General features: G+C 68.5%; 20 protein-coding genes. 12 read left to right on the forward strand and 8 right to left on the reverse strand.

Annotated features, from left to right (window positions below; all coding sequences use genetic code 11):
• Positions 1–2 precede the first annotated feature (2 nt).
• Positions 3–1,952, reverse strand: a complete 1,950-nt coding sequence (locus ACTIGJ_RS07075) for a CocE/NonD family hydrolase (protein WP_439639587.1) — start codon at positions 1,950–1,952, stop codon at positions 3–5.
• 137 nt (positions 1,953–2,089) lie between these two features.
• Positions 2,090–3,526, reverse strand: a complete 1,437-nt coding sequence (argH, locus tag ACTIGJ_RS07080; RefSeq protein WP_439639588.1) for an argininosuccinate lyase — start codon at positions 3,524–3,526, stop codon at positions 2,090–2,092.
• A gap of 121 nt (positions 3,527–3,647) precedes the next feature.
• Here argH and ACTIGJ_RS07085 point away from each other — a divergent pair, with 121 nt between their 5' ends.
• From ACTIGJ_RS07085 to mscL, 9 genes are all read left to right on the forward strand, one after another.
• Positions 3,648–4,751: a sensor histidine kinase gene (locus ACTIGJ_RS07085; protein WP_439639589.1), complete on the forward strand. Its 1,104-nt coding sequence runs from the start codon at positions 3,648–3,650 to the stop codon at positions 4,749–4,751.
• 4 nt (positions 4,752–4,755) lie between these two features.
• Positions 4,756–5,514 (forward strand): LytR/AlgR family response regulator transcription factor, encoded by a 759-nt coding sequence (locus ACTIGJ_RS07090; protein WP_439639590.1) that lies wholly within the window; start codon positions 4,756–4,758, stop codon positions 5,512–5,514.
• Between the two features lie 25 nt (positions 5,515–5,539).
• Positions 5,540–6,463: a hydroxymethylbilane synthase gene (gene hemC / locus ACTIGJ_RS07095; RefSeq protein ID WP_439639591.1), complete on the forward strand. Its 924-nt coding sequence runs from the start codon at positions 5,540–5,542 to the stop codon at positions 6,461–6,463.
• Positions 6,456–7,241 carry a uroporphyrinogen-III synthase gene (locus tag ACTIGJ_RS07100; RefSeq protein WP_439639592.1) on the forward strand — a complete coding sequence of 262 codons (786 nt, stop codon included), beginning with the start codon at positions 6,456–6,458 and terminating at the stop codon, positions 7,239–7,241. The genes hemC and ACTIGJ_RS07100 overlap by 8 nt, the downstream gene beginning before the upstream one ends.
• Positions 7,238–8,302: a uroporphyrinogen-III C-methyltransferase gene (locus ACTIGJ_RS07105; protein ID WP_439639593.1), complete on the forward strand. Its 1,065-nt coding sequence runs from the start codon at positions 7,238–7,240 to the stop codon at positions 8,300–8,302. The genes ACTIGJ_RS07100 and ACTIGJ_RS07105 overlap by 4 nt, the downstream gene beginning before the upstream one ends.
• Before the next feature lie 27 nt (positions 8,303–8,329).
• Positions 8,330–9,517: a heme biosynthesis HemY N-terminal domain-containing protein gene (locus ACTIGJ_RS07110; RefSeq protein ID WP_439639594.1), complete on the forward strand. Its 1,188-nt coding sequence runs from the start codon at positions 8,330–8,332 to the stop codon at positions 9,515–9,517.
• A 100-nt stretch (positions 9,518–9,617) separates the two neighbouring features.
• A complete protein-coding gene (locus ACTIGJ_RS07115; protein WP_439639595.1) occupies positions 9,618–10,274 on the forward strand; it encodes a pyridoxamine 5'-phosphate oxidase family protein in 657 nt (218 codons plus the stop codon).
• Positions 10,274–11,164, forward strand: coding sequence for an SDR family oxidoreductase (locus ACTIGJ_RS07120; RefSeq protein WP_439639596.1), 891 nt, complete (start codon positions 10,274–10,276; stop codon positions 11,162–11,164). The genes ACTIGJ_RS07115 and ACTIGJ_RS07120 overlap by 1 nt, the downstream gene beginning before the upstream one ends.
• 52 nt (positions 11,165–11,216) lie before the next feature.
• Positions 11,217–11,627 (forward strand): large-conductance mechanosensitive channel protein MscL, encoded by a 411-nt coding sequence (mscL, locus tag ACTIGJ_RS07125; protein WP_439639597.1) that lies wholly within the window; start codon positions 11,217–11,219, stop codon positions 11,625–11,627.
• A gap of 75 nt (positions 11,628–11,702) precedes the next feature.
• Here the strand turns inward: mscL and ACTIGJ_RS07130 are convergent, their stop codons facing one another.
• On the reverse strand, positions 11,703–12,836 hold the full coding sequence (locus tag ACTIGJ_RS07130; protein WP_439639598.1) for a fatty acid desaturase family protein: 1,134 nt from the start codon (positions 12,834–12,836) through the stop codon (positions 11,703–11,705).
• Between the two features lie 53 nt (positions 12,837–12,889).
• Positions 12,890–14,011 (reverse strand): ferredoxin reductase, encoded by a 1,122-nt coding sequence (locus tag ACTIGJ_RS07135; protein ID WP_439639599.1) that lies wholly within the window; start codon positions 14,009–14,011, stop codon positions 12,890–12,892.
• A gap of 158 nt (positions 14,012–14,169) precedes the next feature.
• On the opposite strand from ACTIGJ_RS07135, the gene fabR reads away from it, so the two are divergent.
• Positions 14,170–14,859 (forward strand): HTH-type transcriptional repressor FabR, encoded by a 690-nt coding sequence (gene fabR / locus ACTIGJ_RS07140; RefSeq protein ID WP_439639600.1) that lies wholly within the window; start codon positions 14,170–14,172, stop codon positions 14,857–14,859.
• Between the two features lie 14 nt (positions 14,860–14,873).
• Here the strand turns inward: fabR and ACTIGJ_RS07145 are convergent, their stop codons facing one another.
• Both ACTIGJ_RS07145 and ACTIGJ_RS07150 read right to left on the reverse strand, forming a co-directional pair.
• Positions 14,874–16,394, reverse strand: coding sequence for a Ppx/GppA phosphatase family protein (locus tag ACTIGJ_RS07145; RefSeq protein ID WP_439639601.1), 1,521 nt, complete (start codon positions 16,392–16,394; stop codon positions 14,874–14,876).
• Between the two features lie 5 nt (positions 16,395–16,399).
• The gene (locus ACTIGJ_RS07150; RefSeq protein WP_439639602.1) at positions 16,400–16,792 is read right to left on the reverse strand and encodes an MAPEG family protein; all 393 of its coding nucleotides are present in this window, start codon (positions 16,790–16,792) and stop codon (positions 16,400–16,402) included.
• 205 nt (positions 16,793–16,997) lie between these two features.
• On the opposite strand from ACTIGJ_RS07150, the gene ACTIGJ_RS07155 reads away from it, so the two are divergent.
• Complete coding sequence (locus ACTIGJ_RS07155) at positions 16,998–17,324, forward strand: c-type cytochrome (protein ID WP_439639603.1); 327 nt, start codon at positions 16,998–17,000, stop codon at positions 17,322–17,324.
• An 8-nt stretch (positions 17,325–17,332) separates the two neighbouring features.
• Positions 17,333–17,704, forward strand: a complete 372-nt coding sequence (locus ACTIGJ_RS07160) for a c-type cytochrome (protein ID WP_439639604.1) — start codon at positions 17,333–17,335, stop codon at positions 17,702–17,704.
• A 31-nt stretch (positions 17,705–17,735) separates the two neighbouring features.
• On the opposite strand, the gene rpoD is transcribed toward ACTIGJ_RS07160, so the two are convergent.
• Together rpoD and dnaG are read right to left on the reverse strand one after the other, a co-directional pair.
• Complete coding sequence (gene rpoD, locus ACTIGJ_RS07165; RefSeq protein ID WP_439639605.1) at positions 17,736–19,691, reverse strand: RNA polymerase sigma factor RpoD; 1,956 nt, start codon at positions 19,689–19,691, stop codon at positions 17,736–17,738.
• 152 nt (positions 19,692–19,843) lie between these two features.
• The gene (dnaG, locus tag ACTIGJ_RS07170) at positions 19,844–21,598 is read right to left on the reverse strand and encodes a DNA primase (protein ID WP_439639606.1); all 1,755 of its coding nucleotides are present in this window, start codon (positions 21,596–21,598) and stop codon (positions 19,844–19,846) included.
• Positions 21,599–21,623: the final 25 nt, after the last annotated feature.

The following is a 21,623-nucleotide window of genomic DNA, read 5'->3' on the forward strand; positions in this document are numbered from 1 at the left end:
TTCTAGTTCAGGGCGGAAGCCGGCACCACCGGCAGCACCACGCTCGACGGCCGCGCCGCGTCGTGGTGGATGGTCAGGATTCCGGCCAGCGACTGCAGCAGGGTGCCCAGCGGCGGCACGCCCTGCGGCAGGTTGCTGGCGCTGACCGACACCCGCAGCCGGTGGCCGGCGGCGATGACGGCGCTGGTCTGGAACACCTCGACCGGCACCAGCACCGGTTCATTCCGCGGCAGCGGCAGCACCGACGCCAGCGTGAACGGATGCCAGGGCTGGATCGACTGGCCGTCCAGCGTTCGGCTGCGGCTGGCATCGACGCTGCGCAGGCTGGCGGTCTGCAGGCCGTTGGTCAGCGAACGGGCAACGCCGCGTTCATCGACATCCGACACCCGCACCGACAGCCCGGCGTCGCCGGCCGTGGTTTCCATCCAGATGTCGGCCTGGATCGGGCCGTTCAGGTACAGCGGTGCGGTCAGGGCCGGCGTTTCGAAGACGACGGCCAGCCGGTCCGAAGCATTGGAATTCTCGAAGCAGGGCAGCGGAATGAAGCCGGCGGCGCCGGCCGTCCACTGCGCGGTGGACACTGAGCACAGGCCGCCGATCGGCACCTGCAGCGCCCGGCTGACCGCCGTGTTGCTGCCCGGCGGCTCGGTGCCGAGCCCGCCGTTGCCGTACAGGTAGTAGCGCTGCGCCCGGGCCTGCGGATGCGGCCAGTCGCTGGCGGTCACATAGCGTTCGGCGCCGTAGACCCACTGGGTGACGTTGGGCATCTGCTCAGCGCCGACCGCCATGCCTTTCACGTACTGGTCGAACCAGCGCAGCTGGATCTGGTTCAGCAGCGGCACGCCGTCGCGTGGCAGGCCGGCACCGAAGGCTGCCTCCAGATGCGTCCACGGCCCCATCAGCAGCTTGGCCGGCACGCGATTCTTCAGCGCTTCGTAGCTGGTGGGCTCGCTGCGCTGGAACAGGTCGCGCAGGCCGCCGACCACGAAGGTCGGCACGCTGACCTGGTCCAGCACTTCGAGCGGCGAGCGGGTGCGCCAGAACGCGCCGTCGTAGGCGGTATCCGGATCGCCGGTCAGCGCCTGCAGCACCAGCGGCGCCTGGAAGCGCAGCGCGGCGTTGAGCAGATGCTCGATGACCAGCGGCGCGCCGTTGGCGGGGTCGGTCAGGGCGGTCGGATTGGTCACGCCGAGCGCGGTGATCAGGCCGAGCCACAGCGGGATGAACGTCGGGTTGACCTGGCCGCCGGTGAACACGATGTCCCGGTAGCCGTCGCCGATCGGCACGATCGGAAACGCCGCCTTGACCGCTGGATGATGCTGGGCGGCGGTCAGCAGCGCGGTAATGCCGAGATAGCTGACGCCGTACAGGCCGATGCGGCCATCGCTGAACGGCTGGGTCGCGGCCCAGTCGGTGACCTCGGCGTAGTCGGCCTGCTCGGTCTCGCCGAACGCTTCCCAGACGCCTTCCGACTGGCCGGTGCCGCGCACGTCGACCACCACCGTCGCGTAGCCGTGGCGGACGATATACGGATCGGCGCCGCCGAGGCCGTCGACATAGCCGCCGACCACGCCGTTGTACGGCGTCTGCACCAGCACCACCGGGAAGCGGCCGGGCGCGGCATTGCCGTCGGCATCGGCCGGCAGGGTCACGTAGGCCGCCAGGCGGGTGCCGTCGCGCAGCGTGATGTACTGCACCGGCTGCCGGGCGATGCCGGCGAATTCCGCCGGTGGGTCGTAGCTGGTCCAGGCGCCGTTCGGGTTGGACGTGACGGCCGTGCCGGCGGTGGCCGCCGTGGTGCTGGTGCCGAGCGTCGTCCAGCTGCTGCGGGCAGATGGCGCCGGCCCATCGCCGCCCTGCGGCGCGTTGCTGCTGCCGCAGCCGGCCAGCGCCGTGACACCGGCCACCAACAGGGCCCGGATCATGTCCGGGCCGGATTTCGCCTTGCGCATCTGCCGTCTCCCTGTCGCACCGTGGATCGCCGTGTCAGCGCCGGCGTTGCGGCGGCTGCATCGGAGAACGATTGTTCACGCGACGGATGATAACCGCAGCCTGTGCGGCTGCGGCGGACGGCATCGCCCGGATGCCGTCAGCGGCGGGCGCGGGCCCGGGCGATCGCGGCGCGCACCTGCGCCGGCGCGGTGCCGCCCCAGTGGTTGCGGGCGTTGACCGAGCCGTCGAGGGTCAGCACCTCGAAGACGTCGGCCGTGATCAGCGGCGAAAAGCCGCGCAGTTCCTCAAGGCTCAGCTCCGACAGGTCGCAGCCCTTGGCCACCGCATGGCCGACTGCGCTGCCGACCGCATGGTGGGCATCGCGGAACGGCAGGCCTTTCTTGACCAGGTAATCGGCCAGGTCGGTGGCGGTGGAATAGCCCTTGAACGCGGCGGCGCGGCAGGTGGCGCGCTGTACCTCGACACTCGGCAGCATCGCCGCGAACAGCCGCAAGGACGCCGACACGGTGTCGTGGGCGTCGAAGATCGGCGGCTTGTCTTCCTGGTTGTCGCGGTTGTAGGCCAGCGGCTGGCCCTTCATCAGCACCAGCAGCGTGTTGAGGTCGCCGACCACGCGGCCGGTCTTGCCGCGCACCAGTTCGGGCACGTCCGGGTTCTTCTTCTGCGGCATGATCGAGCTGCCCGTGCAGTAGCGATCCGGCAGCTTCACGAAGCCGAACATCGGCGTGCACCAGAGGATCAGCTCCTCGCTCCAGCGCGACAGGTGCAGCATGGTCATCGCGCAGGCCGCCACGAATTCGATCGCGAAGTCGCGGTCGCTGACCGCATCGAGCGAGTTCTCCGAGACGCTGTCGAAACCGAGCTGCTCGGCAACGAACGGGCGGTCGATCGGGTAGACGGTGCCGGCCAGCGCGGCCGAGCCCAGCGGCAGCACGTTGGTGCGCCGGCGGGCATCGAGCAGGCGCGCACGGTCGCGCAGCACCTGTTCGCGCCAGGCCAGCATGTGGTGGCCGAAGGTCACCGGCTGGGCGACCTGCATGTGGGTGAAGCCCGGCATGATCGAATCGGCCTCGCGCTCGGCCAGATCCAGCAGCGCCTCGGCCAGCTCTTCGATCACCGCCACCAGCTCGTCGATCGCATCGCGCACGTACAGGCGGATGTCGGTCGCCACCTGGTCGTTGCGGCTGCGCGCGGTATGCAGGCGCTTGCCGGCGTCGCCGATCAGCGCGGTCAGCCGCGATTCGATGTTCATGTGCACGTCTTCCAGCGCCAGCTGCCACTCGAAGCGGCCGGCCTCGATCTCGGCACGGATGCTGGCCAGGCCGGCGACGATCGCCTCGACATCGTCGGCCTTCAGCACGCCGACCTTGCCGAGCATCCGCGCATGGGCGGTGCTGCCGGCGATGTCCTGGCGCCACAGGCGCTGGTCGAAGCTGACCGATTCGGAAAACGCTTCGACCAGGGCGTCGGTGCCCTCGCTGAAACGGCCGCCCCAGAGCTTGGCGGTGGAGGCTGGCGCGGACGGGGCAGCCGCAGGCTGGGCAGCCGGCGCGGAAGGATGGGCAGCGGTCATGGGGGTGTGCAGCGGCAGGGGAAACGGGATCGGAAGGCGGCCGGCGCGAATTTCCGGGCCGATGCTGAAACTATTGTAAGGCCGCTCGCCACGGCCCGGAGACTTCCGCTAGGCTCGCTGGATGAAGCGTTTCGAGGTCTCCGCCACATCCCAGTCCAGCCTAATCCCGGAATTCTGCCGGGCGCCCGCGCTGTTGACGCTGGCCTACGTGATGGAACTGATCGCCGTGCTGCTGACCCTGGCCAGCTACGCCAGCGGCGAAGCGGCGCTGAAGCAGCTGCTGGTGCTGTCGCTGTACCTGCACGCCATCGGCCTGTGCTGCGCCGGCGCGCTGTGCGGCGTGCGCCGCGGGCTGCCGCCGGCGCGCGACGGCGTGCTGTTCTTCGTCTGCTGGATGGTGATCGCCTTGGTCACCTTCGCGGTCAGCTTCACGGCCTGGCTGATCGACCGCCGTTTCGCGCTCGGCTTCGTTCCCGGCGACGGCCCGTGGCCGTTCGTGCTCCGCAACCTGGTGATGGCCGGCATCGTCGCGCTGCTGCTGCTGCGCTACCTCTGGGAGCGCCACCAGTGGCAGGAGGAATCGCGCGCCGAGGCTGACGGCCGCTACCTCGCGCTGCAGGCGCGCATCCGTCCGCACTTCCTGTTCAACGCGCTGAACTCGCTGGCCGAGCTGATCCCCAGCAAGCCGGAAGTGGCCGAGGAAATGGTCATCGACCTGTCCGACCTGTTCCGGGTCAGCCTCGATTCCCGGCAGCGGCTGATTCCGCTGCGCGAGGAGATCGAGATCGTCAAGATCTACATGCGCATCGAGGAAATCCGCCTCGGCGACAAACTGCTGGTCAACTGGGAAATCCCCGATGCCGTGCTCGACGCCCAGGTGCCGCGCCTGACGGTGCAGCCGCTGGTCGAGAACGGCGTGCTGCACGGGGTGTCTCGGCTGCGCGCACGCGGCATGCTGCACGTCATCGCCCGCCGCGAGGGTGCCTTCCTGGTGGTCGACGTCGAGAACCCGGTTCCGCCGGAGGACGCGCCGAAGCGCGCCGGTACCGGCACGGCGATCGGCAACATCGCGCAGCGGATCAAGCTGATCTATGGCGAGCGGGCGAAGCTGATTCTCGGCGAGGATCGCGACGAATTCGGGCCGCTGTTCCGGGCCCGCCTGCGCCTGCCTTTCGTGGTTCATAGTGGTGGCGAAATCAACGCGCCCACCTTTACGGAGGATTGAAGCAATGAGAGTCGTGATCGTCGATGACGAGCCGCTGGCGCGGGAACGTCTGCGCCGCCTGGTCGCGGAATTCCCGGGGTACGAGATCGTCGGTGAAGCCGGCGACGGCGAGGCGGCCATCGAGCTGATCCGCGACGAGGAGCCCGACGTGGTGCTGCTCGACGTGCGCATGGGCATGGTCGACGGCCTGCAGGTGGCGCGCGCCATCAAGGAAGAGGACATGGCGCCGGCGATCATCTTCATCACCGCGTATCCGGAGCACGCGCTGAGCGCCTTCGATGCCCAGGGTGACGCCTACCTGCTCAAGCCGGTGCGCAAGGAAAAGCTGAAAGAGGCGCTGCAGCGGGTGCGCAAGCTGTCGCGTGCCCAGAAGCCGACCATCGCGCTGCCCGGCACCAAGCCGGCGCGCGATTTCGTGCTGGCGACCACCCGCGAAGGCCTGGCCCGGGTGCCGGCCGAGGACATCGTCTATTTCCTTGCCGACCAGAAGTACACCACCGTCTGCCATCTGCACGGCGAGGTGCTGATCGAGGAATCGCTGAAGACGCTGGAAGACGATTTCTCGCCGTGGTTCCTGCGCGTGCACCGCAAGGCGCTGGTCGCCACCCGCTTCATCGCCGGCCTCGAACGCGGCAAGGGCGATGAATCCCAGCACTGGCTGAAGGTGCGCCACGCCGCGACCCTTCTGCCGGTCAGCCGCCGCCGTCTGGCCGAGGTGCGCCGCTTCCTGACCGATGACGGCAGCGACAAGACGCTGGACTGATCACCACTTCACGGACACCGCCGTCTTGTCGATCCGAATCGCAACCCGAGAAAGCCCGCTGGCCCTGTGGCAGGCGGAGCATGTCAAGGCGCTGATTGAGCGCACCCATCCTGGCGTCGCCGTCAGCCTGGTGCCGATGACCACCATCGGCGACCAGCTGCTCGACCGCAGCCTCGCGACCGTCGGCGGCAAGGGCCTGTTCGTCAAGGAGCTGGAAGCGGCGATGCTGGAAGGCCGCGCCGACATCGCCGTGCACTCGATGAAGGACGTGCCGGCGGTATTGCCCGATGGTCTTGTGCTGACTGCCTTCCTGGCCGGCGAAGACCCGCGCGATGCCTTCGTCTCCAACCGCTACGCCACGCTGGATGCGCTGCCGCAGGGCGCGGTGGTCGGCACCGCCTCGCTGCGCCGGCAGGCGCAGCTGCGCGGCTTGCGGCCGGACCTGGTGATCAAGGAGCTCAGAGGCAATGTCGGCACCCGGCTGCGCAAGCTCGACGAAGGCCAGTACGACGCCATCCTGCTGGCCGCTGCCGGTCTGATCCGGCTGGGTCTCGAAGCGCGGATCCGCGAAAAGTTCGACATGGGCCGCTTCGTGCCGGCCTGCGCCCAGGGCGTGGTCGGTATCGAGTGCCGCGCCGATGACGCCGCCACCCGGGCGCTGATCGCGCCGCTGCACGATCCGCAGTCGGCGATCCGGCTGGCCGCCGAACGCGGCCTCAACGCCCGGCTCGGGGGCGCCTGCACGGTGCCGGTGGCCGGCCATGCGGTGATCGCCGCCGACCGGATCCGGCTGACCGGCCTGGTCGCCGCGCCGGACGCCAGCGCCTGCGTCCGCGACGAGATCGAAGGCCCGGCCGCGGAGGCCGCAGCACTCGGCTTGCAGCTGGCCGAGCGCCTGCTCGAACGCGGCGCGCGCGCCATCCTGGCCCAGCTCGGCATCCATGCCTGAGTCCGCCGCCGCGCGGCTGGACGGGCTGACCGTCCTGGTCGCGCGGCCCGCCGGCCAGGCCGAGGCGCTGTGCGCGCTGATCGAGGCCGACGGCGGCCGGGCGCTGCCGCTGCCGCTGTTCGCGATCGCCGCGCTGGATGCCGGGGCGATGGCAGCGGCCGGCGCCGTGCTCGATGACGCCCGGTCGGCTCAACTCTGGCTGTTCACCAGCCGCAATGCCGTCGACCACGCGGCGCGGCTGTGCCCGCTGCCCTGGCCGACGCTGGCGGCGGTTGGCGACGCGACGGCGGCGGCGCTGCGCCAGCACAGCGGCCAGCCGGTGCTGACGCCGCCGGCCGGCGACGGCGCGGCCGCCTTGCTGGCGCATCCGGCGCTGCAGCAGGGGGGCGGCCGACGGGCGCTGATCGTCACCGGCGAGCAGACGCTGCCGGTGCTGGAAGACGGTCTGCGCGCGCGCGGCATGACCGTGACCGTGCTCCCGGTCTACCGGCGCGTGGCCGTCGATCATCCGCCGGCGGCGGTCGCCGCCTGGCTGCAGGCGGCCGATGTCGCGGTGATCCCGAGCGGCGAGGCGCTGCGCCGGCTGCTGGCGCTGACGCCGCCAGAGGCCCGTTCACAGCTGGCGGGGCTGCAATTGGCCGTGCCGTCGCCGCGTGTGATAGAAACTGCGCGCTTGCTGGGCTTCACCGCCGAGCCGCTGCTGCCGGAGCGGGTCAGCGACCTGGCCTACCTCGAAGTCCTACGGCGTCACGCGCGCCACCGCCACTCGAAAGCATGACCGAATACGACGTCCCCGAACGCCCGCGCCCGGCGCGCAGCCTCTGGCGTGCGCTGTGGCTGTGGACCCTGCTGCTGGCGCTGGCGGCGCTGCTGGGCGGCGGCGGCTACGCCGGCTGGCAGTTCTGGCAGGAGCGGCAGGCGACCGAGGACATCGTCGCCGCCCAGGACACCTTGCTGCGCCGGCTCAGCCGCCAGCTCGGCGACGCCGGCGCCGAAATCCAGCAGCTGCGGCAGCGGCAGGGCGATCTCGCCGAAAGCGCGCGCCGCAGCACCGATCTGGTCGCCGCGCTGCAGGGCCGGGCCGATGACGCCGACGCCACGCTGGCGCGCATCAACGCCACCATCCAGGGCGGTCGCGGCCGCGCCCAGCTGCTGGCGGTCGAGCAGCTGCTGCTGATCGCCAACGAGCGCGCCCGTCTGGCCCGCGATGTGCCGGGCGCCATCGAGGCGCTGAGCCTGGCGCAGGACCGTCTCGGCAGCCTGGCCGAACCGAAGCTGTTCCCGATCCGCGAGGCGCTGGCCGAGGAGCGCAGCCGGCTCGAAGCGCTGCCGCGCATCGATCTCGAAGCGGCCGCGCTGACGCTGTCGAGCCTGATCCGTCGGGCGCCCGAGCTGCCGCAGCGTTCGCGGGCGCCGACCCATGCCGCCGTCGTCGACGGCGAACCGTCGCGCGACATCACGCCGGAAGCCAGCGGCTTCTGGGCGCGCGGTATCGGCAGCCTGCGGCAGATGTTCGGCGCCGTGTTCACCGTGCGGCGCACCGACAAGCCGGTCGATCGCCTGCTGCCGCCGGAGCAGGAACGGCTGGTCGGCCAGCTGCTGCTGCTGAAGCTGGAGACCGCCCGTGCGGCGCTGCTGACCCGCAACACGGCGACGCTGCGCGCGACGATCGAGGACGCCGCCGCGTTCCTGAACGACTACTACCGCAGCGACGATCCGACGGTGCTGGGCGCCCGCGCCGAGCTGGATCGCCTGATGACGCTGGACCTGAATCCGCAGCTGCCGGAGCTGGGCCGCAGCCTGGGCCTGCTGCGGGCCTACCTCGACGCGACGCGCTGACGCCGGTCGGCCACCAGACTCCCATCCGTGATCATCGTTTTCCTTTCGCTGCTGCTGGTCTTCGTCGGCGGCCTGGTCGCGATCCTGCTGCTGCGGCCGGATACCGGCTACGTGCTGATCAACTACGGGCCGTGGGTGGTCGAGACCTCGCTGGCGGTGCTGGTGTTCGGCATCGGCCTGTTCTTCCTGCTGGTCTGGCTGCTGCTGCGGCTGTCGGGCTTCGCGGTGCGGCTGCCGGGTTCGCTGCGCGAAGCGGTCGACCGGCGGCGCAGCGACCGCGCCCGTGAAGCCTTCGAGAACGGCCTGCTGGCGCTGTTCGAGGGCAACTGGGCGCGCGCCGAGAGCGAGCTGATCAAGCGCGCCAGCGACCACCATGCGCCACACCTGAACTACCTGGCGGCGGCCCGCGCGGCCCAGCGTCAGGCGGCCACCGACCGTCGCGACCACTACCTGCGGCTGGCGATGCTGAACCGGCCCGAGCACGAGTTCGCCACGCTGCTGTCGCAGGCGGACCTGCAGCGCAAGCGCGGCGAGTTCGAGGCCACCCGGCAGACTGCACTGAAACTGCGCGAGAAGGACCCGATGCACCCGTTCGCCATCGAGCTGCTGGCCGAAAGCCACGCCGCGCTTGGCGAATGGGCGGCGCTGCGCGCGCTGCTGCTGGAGCCGGCCAGCGCCCAGGCGATCGTCGCCGCGCGCCGCGACCAGCTGATGGGCCGGGCGATTCTGGAACTGATGCAGACGGCCATCGACGATGCCCGGCTGCCGATTCTGAAAGCGCTCTGGGAAGGCGCAGGCAACCTGCGCGACGATCCCGAGCTGAAGCGCGCCTACGCCCGCGGCCTGGCCCGCCTGAACGCCGATGCCGAGGCGCTGGCGCTGATCGCCCAGGCGCTGTCGGTGGACTGGGACGGCGAACTGGCGCTGCTGTATGGCGACCTGCACGCCGGCGATCCGATCACCCAGCTGGCGACCGTCGAGTCCTGGCTGGCGCTGTACGGCGAGAAGACCGAACTGCTGCAGGTGGCCGGCCATGTCTGTCTCGCCAACCGCCTGTGGGGCAAGGCGCGCAGCTATCTCGAAGCGGTGATCGCCATCGCGCCGACGCCGAAGGCCTATCTCGATCTGGCGCGGCTGTGCGCCGATACCCAGCAGCCCGAGGAGGCCGCGCGCCACTACCGGCTGGGGCTGGAACTGGCCGCCGGCCAGCACTGAGCGGCCTGCGGCGTCGTTGCCGTTGCCGGCAAGGCTCCGCCACACTCCGAAGACGCGGCCGTGCACCCGAGCCGCGATCCATCGAGGAGGAGCAAGCGAGATGAGCACCATGTTCAGCAGCAGCCAGCGCGCGTTGCAGGAACGGTTCGGCACGGCGGCCCTGGCCGATCGCGTGTCGATGATCACCATGCACGCCGAGGTCACCGACGCCGAGAAGGCCTTCATCGAAAGTCGCGATCTGTTCTTCCTGTCGACCGTCGACGACGAGGGCCAGCCGACCTGCTCGTACAAGGGCGGTGCCGTCGGCTTCGTGCGGGTGGTCGATGCCGGCACCATCGCCTTCCCGAGCTACGACGGCAACGGCATGTACCTGTCGATGGGCAACATCGGCACGCATGCCAAGGTCGGCCTGCTGTTCATCGATTTCGAGACGCCGAATCGCCTGCGTCTGCACGGCGAGGCCCGCATCGATCCGAATGACCCGTTACTTGCCGACTATCCGGGGGCAGACCTGATCGTCCGCGTGGCGATCACCAAGCTGTTCGTCAACTGCCCGCGCTACATCCACCGCTACCAGAAGCTCGGCGATTCGGTCTACGTGCCGAAGGCCGGCTGCGCCACGCCGCCGGCGAAATGGAAGCGCATCGACGCCTTTGGCGACGTGCTGCCGGCCCGTGATGCCGCCGCCGTGGCCGCTGCCGGTGCCGCGATCAGCTTCGACGACTACATGGCCGACGTCGCGGCCGGACAGGGCTGATGCAGGCACTGATCGTCGGCTGCGGGGACGTCGGCTGCCGGCTGGCGCTGCGGCTGCAGGCGCGCGGCATCGCGGTGACCGGCGTCGTGCGCTCGCCGTCGAGCGCCGCCGCGCTGCGCCGGCTGGGCATCACGCCGCTGCTCGCCGATCTCGATGCCGACGTGATCGCCGACTGGCCACCGGCCGACTGGCTGTTCCACTTCGCGCCGCCGCCGGAGACCGGCGATGCCGATCCCCGGCTGGTCGGCACACTGGCGGCCCTGCAGGTGGCGCCGGCGCGGCTGGTCTACCTGTCGACCTCGGCGGTCTACGGCGATTGCGAGGGCCGCTGGATCGACGAGACCGAATCGCTGAAGCCCAAGGTCGCGCGTGGCCAGCGCCGGCTCGATGCCGAACGCTGCGCGCTGGCCTATGCCCGCGCGCACGGCAGCGCCGCGATGATCCTGCGGGTGCCGGGCATCTACGGGCCGGGACGGCTGCCGTTGCAGCGGCTCAACGCGGGTGCGCCGCTGGTGCAGCGCGACCAGTCGCCGTACACCAACCGCATCCACGCCGATGACCTGGCCGCAGCCGCGCTGAGGGTCGCCGAACTCGGTGCCGATGGTGCTGCCTACAACGTCAGCGATGGCCAGCCGACCACGATGACCGACTACTTCCAGCGCTGCGCGCGGCTGCTGGGCGTGCCGCCGCTGCCGGAGCAGCCGCTGGAGGCTGCATTGCGGACGATGTCGCCGATGCTGCGTTCGTTCCTGGAGGAATCGAAGCGGCTGTCGAACCGGCGGCTGGTCGAGGAACTGGGCTGGCAGCCGCAGTATCCGAACCTCGATGCCGGCCTGCCGGCCAGCCTCGATGCCGATCCGGTGGTCCGGGCATTCACCGGCGCAGCCTAGAATCGGCGGGCGGCACCCATTACAACCCCTGCCAGTGGCTACGGAGAACAGCATGAGCATCGCCAGTGAATTCAAGGCATTCGCAATGCGCGGCAACGTCATCGACCTCGCCGTCGGCGTGGTCATCGGCGGTGCCTTCGGCACCATCGTCACCTCGCTGGTCGGCGACGTGATCATGCCGGTGCTCGGCCAGCTGACGGCCGGCGTCGATTTCTCCAAGGCCGCGCTGGTGCTCAAGGAGGCGTCCGAGGACGGCAAGACGCCAGCCGTGCTGCTCGGCTACGGCAAGTTCATCCAGTCGATCATCAATTTCATCATCGTCGCCTTCGCGATCTTCCTGATGGTCAAGGCGATCAACACGATGAAGAAGGCGGAGGCCGCCGCGCCGCCGCCTCCGCCGCCGGGCCCGAGCAACGAGGAAAAGCTGCTTGCCGAGATCCGTGACCTGCTGAAGAAGCCTTAAGCGTCGTCAACGGGCAAGCCGGCCCGGCCGTTCGGACCGGCTTCCAGCGCGGCGGCTGAGACTCGGCCTGCCTGATCAGGCCGCCATCGCGAGCGGTGCCGGCGCCTCGTCGCTGCTGTTGCGCGGCGAGGCCTTCGGCCGCTTCGGCGTCGGCAGCGACAGCCGGGCGATGCGCTTCCAGGTGCTCAAGGTCTGGCGCAGGAACGAGCCGGTATTATACGGCAGGCCGTACTTCTCGCAGATCGCCCGCACCTCCGGCGCGATCTCGGCGTAGCGGTGCGCCGGCAGATCAGGGAACAGGTGGTGCTCGATCTGGAAGCTCAGGTTGCCGCTCATGATGTGCATCAGCCGGCCGCCCTCGAAGTTCGCCGAACCGAGCAGCTGGCGCACGTACCACTGGCCCCGGGTTTCGTTCTCGATCACCGATTCCGGGAACTGCTCGACGTCTTCCGGGAAGTGGCCGTTGAAGATGACCGCGCAGGCCCAGACGTTGCGCATCAGGTTCGCACCGATGTTGCCGACCAGCACCAGCGGCGCCAGCGGCCCGGCCAGCAGCGGAAAGAAGACGTAATCCTTCTTCAGCTGCTTCTTCATCTTCGCCCACATCGGCTTGAACTCTTCCTTGACCTGTGCGGCGGTCTTGGTCTTGTAGACCAGCGCTTCTTCAAGGTGCAGGTTCTGCACCGCCACGAAATGCTGGAAGAAGGTGTGCAGGATCACCGTCAGCGGCAGATTGGCGAGGAAGCGCGGCTCCCACTTCTGGTCTTCCGACATCCGCAGCAGGCCGTAGCCGATGTCGTGATCGCGGCCGAGCACGTTGGTGTAGGTGTGGTGCTCGTGGTTGTGGGTGATCTTCCAGTTCTTCGAGGTGTCGGCGCTGTCCCACTCGAAGTGCTTGGAATTCAGCGCCGGATCGTTCATCCAGTCGTACTGGCCATGCATGACGTTGTGGCCGATCTCCATGTTGTCGAGGATCTTCGACACCCCGAGCGAGGCCACACCGAGCGGCCAGGCCGGCGGGATCATCATCATCACGCGGCCGGCCACTTCGAAGCGCCGCTGCCGCTTGATGAGCGTGCGGATGTAGTCGGCGTCGCGCTGGCCGAGGTCGGCGCGCACGCGGTTGCGGATGGCATCGAGTTCTGCGCCGATCGCCGCGAACTGGGCCGGCGTCAGCGAGCTGAAGGTGTTCTTCTGGATGGCGGTCATGGTCTGGATTTCCTGGGGGTTCGGGTCAGCAGGACGACGTATTCGGAGGGGGCTTACAGGTCCAGCGTCACGGTGCCGACCGGCACGCTGACGCAGATCTGGATATCGGCCTCGCCGGCATCGCTGATTTCGCCGGTGCGGGTGTCGCGGACGCGGCCCGAGGCCTTGCGGCAGGTGCAGGCGTGGCAGATGCCCATGCGGCAGCCGGATTCCGGCTTCAGGCCGGCGGCTTCGGCCTGGTCGAGCAGGGTGGCGCCGCTGTTCTTCGCCAGGCGTTCGCTGCGGATGAAGCGCACGTCGCCGTCGGCGTTGACGCTGTCGGCCAGCACTGCCGGCGCGGCCGCGAAATGCTCGACATGCAGGCGCTCGGCGAGTCCCTCGTCAGCCCACAGCTTCTGCACGGCTTTCATCATGCCCGGCGGGCCGCAGAGGAAAGCCTCGGCGTCGGCGAAGTCCGGCACTGCATTCAGGTGCGCGCGGCAGAACAGACCTTCCAGCTCGCCGTCCTGGTTCGGCTCGGCGTAACCGCGCAGCAGCTGCACGTTCGGGAAGCGTGCGGCGATCGCGGCCAGCTCTGCGCCGTACAGCTGGTCCTGCGCGGTATTGGCGTAGTGCAGGAAGGTGATCGGGCCGGCGTGCCCTTCGTCGGTCAGCGTGCGCAGCATCGACATCACCGGCGTGATGCCGCTGCCGCCGCTGATCAGCAGCACGCGGGCAGGGCGCTGATCCGGCAGCGCGAAGCTGCCTTCGGCCTGCGACAGGCCGACGACGGTGCCGACCGTCAGGCCCTGCTTCAGATGCTTCGACACGAAGCCGGCGGCGTGCGTCTTGGCAGTCAGCTCGATCAGGCCGTCGGTGGCGTGCACCGACTGCGCCGGGGAATAGCAGCGGCTGCGGCGACGGCCGTCGATCTCCACCGTCAGACGAACGTACTGGCCGGCGCGGAAGCCTTTCCAGTTGCGGTTCGGGCGCAGGCTCAGCGTGACGCTGTCCGCGGTCTGATGGCGAACCGCGACGACGTCGGCGCGCACCTCGGTCAGCGATTCGGTCGGCGCGAACTGTTCGAGGTAGCGGTCGACACCATGCGGGTAGGCCAGCGTGGCGGCGAGTCGCGAGCCCAGGGCGCGGCGCAGGCCGTTGGCAAGGAAGTGAGAGCGCGGAGCGGTGACGGACATGACGAAGATCCCTCAGTGAGTGGACGTATGTTCACTGATGAGAATTCATATGTCAACAATCGTTCACTAAAAACAATCAAATGTTCACGGGTTACGCTAGTGCTCGGTTTTTCCTGAGGTTTCGAGCTAACATCACGGCCGGATCACCAGGAATCGTCATGACTGTACGCAGCCGCCCCGCATCTGAACCGTCGGTCGTCGAAGACGACGAGGCGACGCTGCCGCGCGGTCAGCGCAAGCAGCGCACGCGGGACGCGCTGATCGATGCCGCGCTGCAGCTGATGAACGAAGGGCGCAGCTTCAACTCCCTGGGCCTGCGCGAGATCACCCGTGTGGCCGGCGTGGTGCCGACCTCGTTCTATCGCCACTTCAAGGACACCAACGAACTGGGGCTGGTGCTGGTCGAGGAAAGCGGCCTGACCTTGCGCCGCATGCTGCGCGAGGCGCGCCGTGCCGGGGCGCCGATGAAGGACATGATTCGCCGCTCGGTGCAGGTCTACAAAGCGTTCGTGCTGTCTAACCGCCTGCATTTCCTGTTCGTCGCCGGCGAGCGCAGCGGCGGTTCGCCGGTGATCCGCAGCGCGATCCGCAACGAGGTGGACCAGTTCATCGACGAGATGACCTCGGACCTGCGGCATCTGGCGATCTTCCCGAACCTGTCGCCGGAATCGCTGCGCATGGTCTGCGAGCTGGTGGTCAACACCATGCTGCACGCCGCGACCGACATCCTGGACCTGCCGCCGGGCGACGAGGCGCAGGCCAGGGCGCAGGAAGACAACCACGTGCATCAGGTGCGGCTGATCTTCCTCGGCGCTCAGCTGTGGCGCGACGAGAACGAGAAGGGCTGACAGCCCGGCCGGCGCTAGCTGAAGCGCAGCTTGAAGCCGGCGGCGGCGACAAAGCCGGCTTCCAGTTCGAGGTCTTCCCGGGTTAGTGGGTGCTTGTCGAGCCAGCCGGTCCGGAAGCTCAGCTTCAGCTGTTTGCCGATCACGCTGAGCGCGAACGGAATCCGCATGTTCGGCGCCCGCGAGCGGTGCAGCACGATCGCCAGCCGGAACAGCAGTGCGAGGCGGCGGATGGTCAGCTGCCAGGTCGCCGGCAGATCCTCGAGCGCGCTCAACGCGAACTTGCCGCGCTGCAGGCGCACCAGTGCGGCAACCAGCCGCTGGTCGGTCTGCGAAAAACCGAACATCTCGGCGTGCCGCAGCATGTACTCGCCATGGCGATGGCTGCCCTCGTGGGCAATCACCAGGCCGATCTCGTGCAGCAGCGCGGCCCAGCGCAGCAGGCGGCCGGCGACTTCGCGATCGAGCTGCCAGTCGCTGCGCACCTGTTCGAACAGCTTCAGCGCCGTGCGCTCGACTTCCCGCGCATGCTCGCGGTCGACGCCGTAGCGGGCCGCCATCGCCTCGACCGAGCGGCTGCGGACATCGTTGTCGGAAAGCCGGCCGAGCAGGTCGTAGATCAGGCCCTCGCGCAGCGCATGCTCGGAGGTGTCCATCGCGTCGATGCCGAGGCTGTCGAAGACGCCGGCCAGCACGGCCAGCCCGCCGGCGAACACCGGCCGTCGATCCTCGCGCAGGCCCGGGAAGTCGATCCTGGCCACGTTGCCGGTGCGGATCGTCAGTTCGACGCAGCGGTCGACGGCATCGCGGGTGATGCGTTCGGTAGCCCAGCCCTGCGCCCGCGCCACGCGCCAGACGCCGCGCACCGTGCCGCTGGCGCCGATGGCGACGTCCCAGCCGGCGTCGCGGTACTGGCGTTCGACGAATTCCAGCTCTACGCGCGCCGCCAGCCGCGCTTCCTGCATGCGCTCGCGGGTGATCACCCCGTCGGCGAAAAAGCGCTGGGTGTGGGTGACGCAGCCGAGCGCCGTGCTTTCCATCAGCTTCGGGTCCGGGCCACGGCCGATGATCAGCTCGGTCGAGCCGCCGCCGATATCGACCACCAGCCGACGCGGGGCCGCCTTGCCGAGGCCGTGGGTGACGCCGTTGTAGACCAGACGCGCTTCCTCGACGCCGGAGATCACTTCGATCTCGTGGCCGAGCGCCTTTTCCGCTGCGCGCATGAACACGCCGCCGTCGGCAAGCCGGCGCATGGTGTTGGTGCCGACCACGCGGACCCGGGCCGCCGGGATGCCACGCAGCCGCTGGCCGAAACGGGTCAGGCAGGCGAGGGCGCGGCGTTCGGCTTCGACCGTGAGCTTGCGTTCGGCATCGAGCCCGGCGGCCAGGCGCACGGCATCGCGCAGGCGATCGACGATCTGCAGCTGGCCGTCGCTTTCGCGGGCCACCAGCATGTGGAAGGAATTCGAGCCGAGATCGACGGCGGCGACTTCGCCGGCATTCGCCTTCGAGGCCGGCACCTTGGCCGAGCGTGGCATCGCGTTCAGATCGTGGTGACGACGGCCGCCAGCAGCAGCCCGGAGGCCAGCAGCAAGCTCAGATACGACAGGCCTGCGCCCAGGCGGCGCAGCGGGTGCACCGGCGCCAGGCTGTAGCCGACTGCGAAAGCGATGCGGGCGGCGACGAAGACGCCGTCCAGACCGATCAGCACGGCATTGGCGCCGGCGTACAGCTCGTAGCACAGCGACAGCAGCACGAAGATCGGCACGAATTCGATGGTGTTGGCGTGCACGCGGATCGCCCGCACCAGCTCGTCGTGACCGCCGTCGCCGATCGCCACCCGGTAGCGCATCCGCAGCAGCGACACCCGGAACGCCAGCACCAGGATCAGCAGGCCGCACAGGGCGGCGCAGGCGGCGGTCACGGGGATTTGCATGGCGGGCCAGTGGGCGGGAGGGGCTCGGTCGGCTGCACTATAGCGTGAAGCTCTGCTATCGACAGCCGATGACAAAGCGGCGGCATCGGTGCCGAAAAGGATGCGAAAAGCACGCATTCGATTGACGCAAACTGCGGATTCGCCGACCATATTGGACGCTGCACACGCATTTTCCCGCAGCCTCACGTTCCGAGGAGACTCCCTGATGATTTCAGTGCGATGGGGCCTGATTGCCCTCACCGCCGCCCTGAGCTGCGGCACTGCGAGCGCCGAAGGCGACGCGGCTGCCGGAAAGGTCAAGGCCTACACCTGCTACGGCTGCCACGGCATCGTGAACTACACGAACGTCTACCCGAGCTACCACGTGCCGAAGCTCGGTGGCCAGCATCCGGACTACATCGTGGCCGCGCTGAAGGCGTACAAGTCCGGCCAGCGCCGGCACCCGACGATGACCGCCCAGGCGGCCAACCTCAGCGATCAGGACATGGCCGATATCGCGGCCTACCTCTCCAAGGCTCCGGAAAAGAAGTGAGCGCCCCGATGAAACTCCTGAACGCGAAGCTTGTTTCGTCTGCCGTACTCGCCTTCGGCGTGCTGTCGACGGCATCCGCCAACGACGCTGCTGCCACACCGGCTGCCGGCGGCAAGCCGGCCCAGGTCGCCGTTTGCGCGGCCTGCCACGGCGAAAATGGCGTCAGCGCCTCCCCGGCGTTCCCGAACCTAGCGGGCCAGCACCGCAGTTACATCGAAGTGGCGCTGAAGGGCTACAAGAGCGGCAGCCGCAAGAACGCCGTGATGGCCGGTCAAGCCGCCGGCCTGAGCGATGCCGACATCAAGGCACTGGCGCTGTGGTATTCGAGCCAGCAGTCGGTGCTGTACACGGTGGCCCCGGAAGGCGAAGCGAAGAAGTAAGTCGCCGCTGACGCCCCGACCGGCCCCTCGCCTATAGGCGCGACGGGCCGGTTTTTTTGCGCCTGTGTTTCCCGCGCAGAGCAGGCCGGACATGAAAAACCCCGCCGAAGCGGGGTTTTAAATTCCCGCCACCCCGCAAGCCATAAACGTCGTGGAACCCGCGCAGGTAGTTGGCGCGCGACGGATGGCGCAGCTTGCGCAGCGCCTTGGCTTCGATCTGGCGAATGCGCTCGCGGGTGACGTCGAACTGCTTGCCGACTTCTTCCAGCGTGTGATCGGTGTTCATGTCGATGCCGAAGCGCATGCGCAGCACCTTCGCTTCGCGGGGCGTCAGCGAGGCCAGTATCTGGTGCGTCGCTTCGGCCAGGCTCTGCGAGGTCGCCGATTCCAGCGGCGACACGGCCGCCGTGTCCTCGATGAAATCGCCGAGGTGCGAATCCTCGTCGTCGCCGATCGGCGTCTCCATCGAGATCGGTTCCTTGGCGATCTTGAGCACCTTGCGGACCTTGTCCTCAGGCATCTCCATCTTCACCGCCAGCTCTTCCGGCGTCGGCTCGCGGCCCATCTCCTGCAGCATCGTGCGGCTGATGCGGTTGAGCTTGTTGATGGTCTCGATCATGTGCACCGGAATGCGGATGGTGCGCGCCTGATCGGCGATCGAACGAGTGATGGCCTGGCGGATCCACCAGGTGGCGTAGGTCGAGAACTTGTAGCCGCGGCGGTATTCGAACTTGTCCACCGCCTTCATCAGGCCGATGTTGCCTTCCTGGATCAGGTCGAGGAACTGCAGGCCGCGGTTGGTGTACTTCTTGGCGATCGAGATCACCAGGCGAAGGTTGGCCTCGACCATTTCCTTCTTCGCGCGGCGGGCCTTGGCCTCGCCGACGGTCATGCGCCGGTAGATGTCCTTGATCTCGTCGATCGACAGCAGGTTGTCGCCTTCGATCTGGGTCAGCTGGTCCTGCAGCAGCTTGATGTCGTCCTTCTTCAGCGCGAGTGCGGCCGAATACTTGCGCTTGGCGCGGATCGCCTTGTCGAGCCAGCTCAGGTCGGACACGCCGCCTTCGCGGTACTTCGCCAGGAATTCCTCGCGGGTCATGCCGCATTCGGCCACGCAGATGCGCAGCACCGAGCGCTCGATCGAGCGGATCAGCTCGACCTTGTTGCGCAGGTTGTTGGTGACCTCGACGACGATCTTCGGCGACAGCCGGAAGGTCATGATCAGGTCGGCCACTGCCGCGCGGCGGGCCTGGGTCTTCTTGCTGGCGGTGCCGAGGCGGAGCAGGGAATCCCAGGCCTCGTCGTACAGTGCCTGCAGCTTGGCGAAGTTCTCCGCGCACAGCACCGGATCGGGGCCGGTATCGACCGCTTCCTCTTCCTCGTCTTCCGCGCCTTCGACCACTTCCGGCTCGACATCCGCCACTTCCGGCGGCAGCGCCTCTTCGGCGGCGACCGGCTCCGGCGCGTTCGGGTCGAAGAAGCCGACCACGACTTCAGCCAGACGCTTCTTGCCGTTGATCGCGTTGTCGTACTGTTCGAGCAGGATGGCGACCGTTTCCGGGTAGCTGGCCATCGCATACAGCGCTTCGCCGAGGCCTTCCTCGATGCGCTTGGCGATGCGGATTTCGCCTTCGCGGTCGAGCAGTTCCACCGAGCCCATCTCGCGCATGTACATGCGCACCGGGTCGGTGGTGCGGCCGAATTCGGAGTCGCTGGCGGCGAGTGCGGCAGCGGCTTCCTCGGCGGCTTCCTCGTCGTCCTCGGTGGCGGCGACGGCGGGCTCGCTGAACAGCTGGGCCTCGGTGTCCGGGGCTTCGTCATGGACCGGAATGCCCATGCCCTGGATCATCGTGATGACGTCGTCGATCTGCTCCGAATCGACGATTTCCGGCAGGCTGTCGGAAACTTCGGCGAAGGTCAGGAAGCCCTTCTCCTTGCCGAGCGCGATCAGGTTCTTGATCTGGGATTGCTGGTCAGCTGCTGCCATCTGAATACTCTTGTGTGAAACCGGGGCGCGTGACGCCGGTCAAGAACTGCGCAGTTTACCGGAACCGGCCTGATCACGGCCAGACCGTGCAACGGACGTGGGGGCTGGAAGGCCCGCTTAAAGAGCGCTTCGTCGGATCGGCGGCCGGCGGTTCAGCCGGTCCGTTCCGCCATCAGCGCCATCAGTTCGGCCTGTTCCGCCGGCGCAAGTTCCCTGTCGCGGGCGAGATCGAGCAGCGCCTGCTGTCGTTCGCGGACCGCCCGCTTGCGCAGCAGGCTCAGACAATCGGTGAATTCGGCGCCGAGATCGCCGGTGATCGGCAGTGGCATCGCGCTGATCCGGGTCAGCGCGGCGCCACGGGCGCTGCCGCGATTCATTTCCAGCCACTGCGCGGCATGGGCCTCCGGGTTCTCGCTGAAGAACTCGATGGTGTCGAGCAGAATGTCGAGACCGGGCTGATTCAGCATTGCGATCTGGCCGAGATGCTCGGCCCGCGCAGCCAGCGCCGGCGCTTCGAGCAGCAGCTGCAGCGCGATCCGCACCGGCTTGGAACCCGGGGTTTCGACGCGCCGGCCACGCTCGCCGCCGCTGTCGGTCGTGGTCGGCGCAGCCTTGCCGGCGGCGGCCAGCGCGGCTTCCAGATCGTCGCGCTGCATCCGCGTCAGGGTCAGCAGGCGATCGACGATCAGGGTTCGCAGCGCGCCGTCGCGCAGCTTGTCCAGGTGCGGGCGCGCCAGGCCGGGCAGCCGGGCGCGGCCTTCGCGGTTCGCCAGATTGACCTGCTTCAGCAGTTCGTCGAGCAGGAAATCGGACAGCGGCTGGGCCTTGTCGATCAGTGCGCGGAAGGCATCGGCACCGATCTCCTGCACCAGCGAATCGGGGTCGTGGCCATCCGGCAGGAACATGAAGCGGCATTCGCGATCATCGAACACCTCCGGCAGCGCCTGCTCCAGCGCCCGCCAGGCCGCCGAGCGGCCGGCGCGGTCGCCGTCGAAGCAGAACACCGCGCGGCGCGTTGACTTGAACAGCAGGGTCAGATGCTCGCGGGTGGTCGCGGTGCCCAGCGTGGCCACGGCATTGCGGATGCCGTGCTGGGCCAGCATCACCACGTCCATGTAGCCCTCGACGACCAGCAGGTACGGCAGTTCCGCCTTGGTCGACTGCTTGGCCTCGAACAGGCCGAACAGGTTGCGGCCCTTGTGGAACAGCGGCGTTTCCGGGGAGTTGAGGTATTTGGCCGGATCGTTCGCGAGCGTGCGGCCGCCGAAGCCGATGGTGCGGCCGCGGGTATCGCGGATCGGGAACATCACCCGATTGCGGAAGCGGTCGTAGGCGCCGCCGCCATCGCGCTCGATCAGCAGGCCAGCATCGAGCGCGTGCTGGCGCTGGCCATCGGTCTCGGGAAACAGGCGGGTCAGCGCGTCCCAGGATTCCGGTGCGAAGCCGATGTTGAACAGCTTGGCGGTATCGCCGTCGAGGCCGCGCTGCTTCAGGTAGTCGATCGCCGGCGGATGCGTTTTCAGCTGGCTGCGATAGAACTTCTCGGCCACCGCCAGCGCATCGAGCGGGCCGTCGAGCACCAGGCGCGGGCCTTCGTTGCCGCCTTCGCGCGGCACTTCCACGCCGGCGCGCTTGGCCAGTTCCTCGACCGCCTCGACGAAGCTGAGGCGATCGTTCTCCATCAGGAAGGTGATCGCCGTGCCGTTCTTGCCGGAGGAGAAGTCGAAGAACATCTGCTTCGCCGGATTGACGAAGAACGAGGGCGACTTCTCGTTGGTGAACGGCGAGAGGCCCTTGAATTCGCGGCCGGCGCGCTTGAGCTCGACCCGGCTGCCGACGACCTCGACGATGTCGGTGCGCGACAGCAGATCGTGAATGAAGGAATCGGGGATGCGTCCGCCAGCCATGGGCGGAGTCTAGCCCGCAGGCCGA

Source organism: Nevskia sp., from assembly GCF_051860985.1.
In the GTDB taxonomy this organism is placed as follows: Bacteria; Pseudomonadota; Gammaproteobacteria; order Nevskiales; family Nevskiaceae; genus Nevskia.

Excerpts from the sequence above, each read along its gene's own strand:
- ACTIGJ_RS07115 (WP_439639595.1), top strand. The coding sequence starts at position 9,618 with ATGAGCACCATGTTCAGCAGCAGCCAGCGCGCGTTGCAGGAACGGTTC.
- rpoD (WP_439639605.1), bottom strand. The coding sequence starts at position 19,691 with ATGGCAGCAGCTGACCAGCAATCCCAGATCAAGAACCTGATCGCGCTC.
- ACTIGJ_RS07100 (WP_439639592.1), top strand. The coding sequence starts at position 6,456 with ATGCCTGAGTCCGCCGCCGCGCGGCTGGACGGGCTGACCGTCCTGGTC.
- ACTIGJ_RS07145 (WP_439639601.1), bottom strand. The coding sequence starts at position 16,394 with ATGCCACGCTCGGCCAAGGTGCCGGCCTCGAAGGCGAATGCCGGCGAA.
- ACTIGJ_RS07135 (WP_439639599.1), bottom strand. The coding sequence starts at position 14,011 with ATGTCCGTCACCGCTCCGCGCTCTCACTTCCTTGCCAACGGCCTGCGC.
- ACTIGJ_RS07150 (WP_439639602.1), bottom strand. The coding sequence starts at position 16,792 with ATGCAAATCCCCGTGACCGCCGCCTGCGCCGCCCTGTGCGGCCTGCTG.
- ACTIGJ_RS07090 (WP_439639590.1), top strand. The coding sequence starts at position 4,756 with ATGAGAGTCGTGATCGTCGATGACGAGCCGCTGGCGCGGGAACGTCTG.
- ACTIGJ_RS07160 (WP_439639604.1), top strand. The coding sequence starts at position 17,333 with ATGAAACTCCTGAACGCGAAGCTTGTTTCGTCTGCCGTACTCGCCTTC.
- dnaG (WP_439639606.1), bottom strand. The coding sequence starts at position 21,598 with ATGGCTGGCGGACGCATCCCCGATTCCTTCATTCACGATCTGCTGTCG.
- ACTIGJ_RS07085 (WP_439639589.1), top strand. The coding sequence starts at position 3,648 with ATGAAGCGTTTCGAGGTCTCCGCCACATCCCAGTCCAGCCTAATCCCG.
- fabR (WP_439639600.1), top strand. The coding sequence starts at position 14,170 with ATGACTGTACGCAGCCGCCCCGCATCTGAACCGTCGGTCGTCGAAGAC.
- ACTIGJ_RS07120 (WP_439639596.1), top strand. The coding sequence starts at position 10,274 with ATGCAGGCACTGATCGTCGGCTGCGGGGACGTCGGCTGCCGGCTGGCG.
- ACTIGJ_RS07155 (WP_439639603.1), top strand. The coding sequence starts at position 16,998 with ATGATTTCAGTGCGATGGGGCCTGATTGCCCTCACCGCCGCCCTGAGC.
- ACTIGJ_RS07075 (WP_439639587.1), bottom strand. The coding sequence starts at position 1,952 with ATGCGCAAGGCGAAATCCGGCCCGGACATGATCCGGGCCCTGTTGGTG.
- ACTIGJ_RS07130 (WP_439639598.1), bottom strand. The coding sequence starts at position 12,836 with ATGACCGCCATCCAGAAGAACACCTTCAGCTCGCTGACGCCGGCCCAG.
- mscL (WP_439639597.1), top strand. The coding sequence starts at position 11,217 with ATGAGCATCGCCAGTGAATTCAAGGCATTCGCAATGCGCGGCAACGTC.
- argH (WP_439639588.1), bottom strand. The coding sequence starts at position 3,526 with ATGACCGCTGCCCATCCTTCCGCGCCGGCTGCCCAGCCTGCGGCTGCC.
- ACTIGJ_RS07105 (WP_439639593.1), top strand. The coding sequence starts at position 7,238 with ATGACCGAATACGACGTCCCCGAACGCCCGCGCCCGGCGCGCAGCCTC.